The sequence below is a fragment of the Methylobacterium sp. WL116 genome (genome assembly GCF_008039455.1).
Taxonomy (GTDB): domain Bacteria; phylum Pseudomonadota; class Alphaproteobacteria; order Rhizobiales; family Beijerinckiaceae; genus Methylobacterium.
Genome location: NZ_VRUV01000456.1, coordinates 1 through 3,688 on the forward strand (window position 1 = coordinate 1; position 3,688 = coordinate 3,688).

Below are 3,688 nucleotides of genomic sequence, written 5' to 3' on the forward strand. Positions count from 1 at the left end.
ACCCGGGACTGCGGCAGGCCGGCCCGGCCCCCGAGATAGCCGGCGAGGCCCGCGGCCAGGACGATCAGCGGGAACGGCAGGTCGAACAGGAACAGCGCGACGAACGAGGCCGCCGCCAGCGCGACCATCGGTGCGCTCCTCAGGGCGCGCCGGCCGATGCGGAGCACCGCTTCGGCGACGATGGCCAGCACCGCCGCCTTCAACCCGAAGAACAGGCCGGCGACGACGCCGACGTTGCCCGACAGCGCGTAGACCCAGCTCAGCGCCATGATCGCGACGAGGCCCGGCAGCACGAACAGGCCGCCCGCGACCAGCCCGCCGCGCGTGCCGTGCATCAGCCAGCCGATATAAGTCGCGAGCTGCTGCGCCTCCGGCCCCGGAAGCAGCGTGCAGAAGTTCAGCGCGTGCAGGAAGCGGTCCTCGGAGATCCAGCGCCGCTCCTCGACCAGGATGCGATGCATCACCGCGATCTGCCCGGCCGGGCCGCCGAAGGAGAGCGCGGCGATGCGGCCCCAGACGGGGACGGCCTCGGCGAGGCCGACCGCCGGCGGGGCCGTGCGGGGCGGCGCGGCGCGGCCGGGCATCGGGATCTCGGGGCCGTCGGCCATGTCGGGGTTCGCCTCCCACCCCGCCGCCTCGGCCGGGGCGTCCGGTGTGCTACGCGGTGGCGCGGGAGGCCAGCACCTTGTCGATCCGGCGCCCGTCCATGTCGATGACCTCGAAGCGCCAGCCGCCGGCCTCGAAGGCGTCGCCCGCCGCAGGGATGCGGCCGAGCTGGTAGATCACGTAGCCGGCCAGCGTCGTGAAGTCGTCGGAATCCGGCGGCTCGGCGAGCCCGAGCCGCTCGAACGCCTGGCGGGCCGGGATCATCCCGTCGATCAGGAGCGAGCCGTCGGCCCGCTCGACCACGTCGGGCTCCTCGCCGGGCTCGGGGATGTCGCCGGCGATCGCCTCCAGCAGGTCTGTCTGGGTGACGATACCCTCCAGGGTGCCGTACTCGTCCACGACCACGGCCATGCGCATCGGCTGGCTCTGGAAGGTCTCCAGCACCGCCAGGATCGTCATGCTCTCGTGGACGACGATCGGCGCCTGCGTCGCGGAGGCGATGTCGATCGCCCGCCCGTCGAGCACCTGATCGAGCAGGTCCTGCTTGCGGACCACGCCGACGAGCTCGTCGACCTGGCCCCGGCTGACCACCACCTGGGCGTGCCCGCAGGCGCGCATGGCCTTGAGGATCGCCTCCTGCTCCGCGTCGGCGTCGACCCACTCGACCTCGTGGCGCGGGGTCATGATGTCGCTGACCCGGCGCTCGCCGATGGCGAAGATCCGCTCCACCGCCTCCTGCTGAACCTCGCGGATCAGGCCGGCCTCCTGGCTCGCCTGGATCAGCAGGTTGAGCTCGGCGGTCGAGTGCAGCGAGCCCTCGCCGTGGCCCGGCTGGAGTCCGAACAGCCGCAGCACGCCGTTGCCGAGCCCGTTGAGGAACAGGATCGCCGGCCGGAACACGAACAGGAACAGGGCCAGGGGGCGGACCACCGCAAGCGCGGTGCGCTCGCTGCGCTGGAGGGCGAGGCTCTTGGGCGCGAGCTCGCCGAGCACGATGTGCAGCGACGTGATCAGGGCGAAGGCGATCGCCACCGCGATGGAGTGGGCGGCCACCGGCCCGAGCGACAGCGGCAGCCCGTCGACCGCCGGCGCGATCAGGTGGGCGAGCGCCGGCTCGCCGACCCAGCCGAGCGCCAGCGACGACAGGGTGATGCCGAGCTGCGTCGCGGCGAGATGCGCATCGAGGCGGTCGGTCGCCCGCTGCAGCGCCGTCGCGTTCGCGCGCCGCTCGGAGACGAGCTCGGCGACGCGGCTCCGGCGTACCGAGACCAGGGCGAACTCCGCCGCCACGAAGAACCCGTTGGCCAGCACCAGGACGAGGACCGCGAGCAGCCCCAGCGCGGTCGCCCATGCATCGTCGGAAATTCGCCGTCTCCCCGCGTGTCGAACGCCCCGCCATAGCAGCCGGAGCGTCGCCCGGCCACGCCGAAGGTCGCGGAAGGCGGGCGGACCGTTCGATGTAAAATCAGAAACGATGCGTTTCCATCGTTTCGATTTCAATCGGACGGCGCAATCCTCAAGTGAGGTCCATCACCAACGCCCAAGGGCGCCAGGCAGGAGAAGCCTCATGTCCGAGATCGGCCTCCACCACGTCACCGCCTTTTCCGGCCCGGCGGCACGCAACCGCGACTTCTACACCCGCGTGCTCGGGCTGCGGCTCGTCAAGACGACCGTCAACTTCGACGACCCGGGCACCTACCATCTCTATTACGGCGACGAGGCCGGGCAGCCGGGCACGCTGCTGACCTTCTTCCCGATCGCGCATGCGGCCGCCGGCCGCGTCGGGGTCGGCGAGGCACAGGAGACCGCCTTCCGGGTGCCGCGGGCCTCGATCGGCTGGTGGGTCCACCGCTTCGTCGCGATGAATGTCGACCACCAGGCGCCGTCGAGCGCGTTCGGCGAGCCGACCCTGCGCTTCCGCGATCCCGACGGCATGCGGCTGGCCCTGGTGGGCGTCGAGGAGGCCGGCCCGGCGCCGACCTGTGAAGGCGGCGACGTGCCGGCCGAGCACGCGTTGCGCGGCCTTCACGGCGTCACGCTGCTCCTGGCCGAGGCCGGCCCGACGGCCGCGATCCTCACCGACGGCCTCGGGTTCCGCGAGGCCGCACGCGACGGCGCATCGATCCGCTACGCCGGCAGCGCGGCGGCCGGCGGATTCGTGACGCTCGCCACAGCGGCCGACCGTTCGAGCGGGCGGCCGGGGGCCGGATCGGTGCACCACATCGCCTTCCGGGCGGCCGACGACGCGGCCCAGGCGGCGATGGTCGAGCGGCTCTCGACCCACCAACGCCTCGCCGTGACCGAGCAGCGCGACCGCCAGTACTTCCGCTCGGTGTATTTCCGCGAGCCCGGCGGCGTGCTGTTCGAGATCGCGACCGACGTGCCGGGCTTCACCGTCGACGAGCCGCTCGCCACCCTGGGCAGCGCCCTGAAGCTGCCCGCCGGCCTCGAGCCGCACCGGGCGCGGATCGCGGCCGCGCTGCCCGACCTCGCCTGATCCGTCGTCCCGCCCCGCGCGAATGCGGGGCGGGATCGTCCTGCCCCACGCTTTGGGAGCCCGAACATGCCCAACCCCGATCTCGGCTTCGTCCACCGCTTCGAGCCGGGCCGCGCCCCCGTCCGGCCCCTCCTCCTCCTGCACGGCACCGGCGGCGACGAGACCGACCTGCTGCCCCTCGGTCGCATGGTCGCTCCCGGCGCGGCCCTGCTGTCGCCGCGCGGGCCGGTCCTCGAGAACGGCATGCCGCGCTTCTTCCGCCGGCTGTCCGAGGGCGTGTTCGATGCTGCGGACGTGCGGCGCCGGGCGGCCGACCTCGCGGGGTTCGTCGCCGCGGCGCGGGCGCGCTACGGGCTTCCGGCGCCGTTGGCGCTCGGCTTCTCGAACGGCGCCAACATCGCCGCCGCGATGCTGCTGCTGCACCCCGAGGCGCTGGCGGGCGCCGTGCTGCTCCGGGCGATGATGCCGCTGTCCGACCCCGCGCCGGCGGACCTCTCGGGCCGGCCGGTGCTGATGCTCTCGGGCGCGGCCGACCCGATCGTCCCAGGCGACAACGCGGCAGGGCTGGCCGCGCCCGAGAGCATC

4 protein-coding genes are annotated in these 3,688 nt (G+C 73.3%); 2 read left to right on the forward strand and 2 right to left on the reverse strand.

All coding sequences use genetic code 11. The annotated features are described in order from the left end of the window. Window positions 1–584: chromate transporter (locus FV223_RS22615; RefSeq protein ID WP_187276214.1), on the reverse strand; the 584-nt coding region annotated here is incomplete at its 3' end. Window positions 585–657: 73 nt separating this feature from the next. Then, window positions 658–1,920: a hemolysin family protein gene (locus tag FV223_RS22620; RefSeq protein ID WP_279593214.1), complete on the reverse strand. Its 1,263-nt coding sequence runs from the start codon at window positions 1,918–1,920 to the stop codon at window positions 658–660. Between the two features lie 253 nt (window positions 1,921–2,173). On the opposite strand from FV223_RS22620, the gene FV223_RS22625 reads away from it, so the two are divergent. Further along, window positions 2,174–3,103, forward strand: a complete 930-nt coding sequence (locus FV223_RS22625) for a ring-cleaving dioxygenase (RefSeq protein ID WP_147729098.1) — start codon at window positions 2,174–2,176, stop codon at window positions 3,101–3,103. Between the two features lie 66 nt (window positions 3,104–3,169). After that, a partial coding sequence (locus tag FV223_RS22630; RefSeq protein WP_147729099.1) for an alpha/beta hydrolase occupies window positions 3,170–3,688 on the forward strand: 519 nt, incomplete at its 3' end.

Coding starts and splice junctions, on each gene's coding strand:
- FV223_RS22625 (WP_147729098.1), top strand. CDS start 2,174: ATGTCCGAGATCGGCCTCCACCACGTCACCGCCTTTTCCGGCCCGGCG.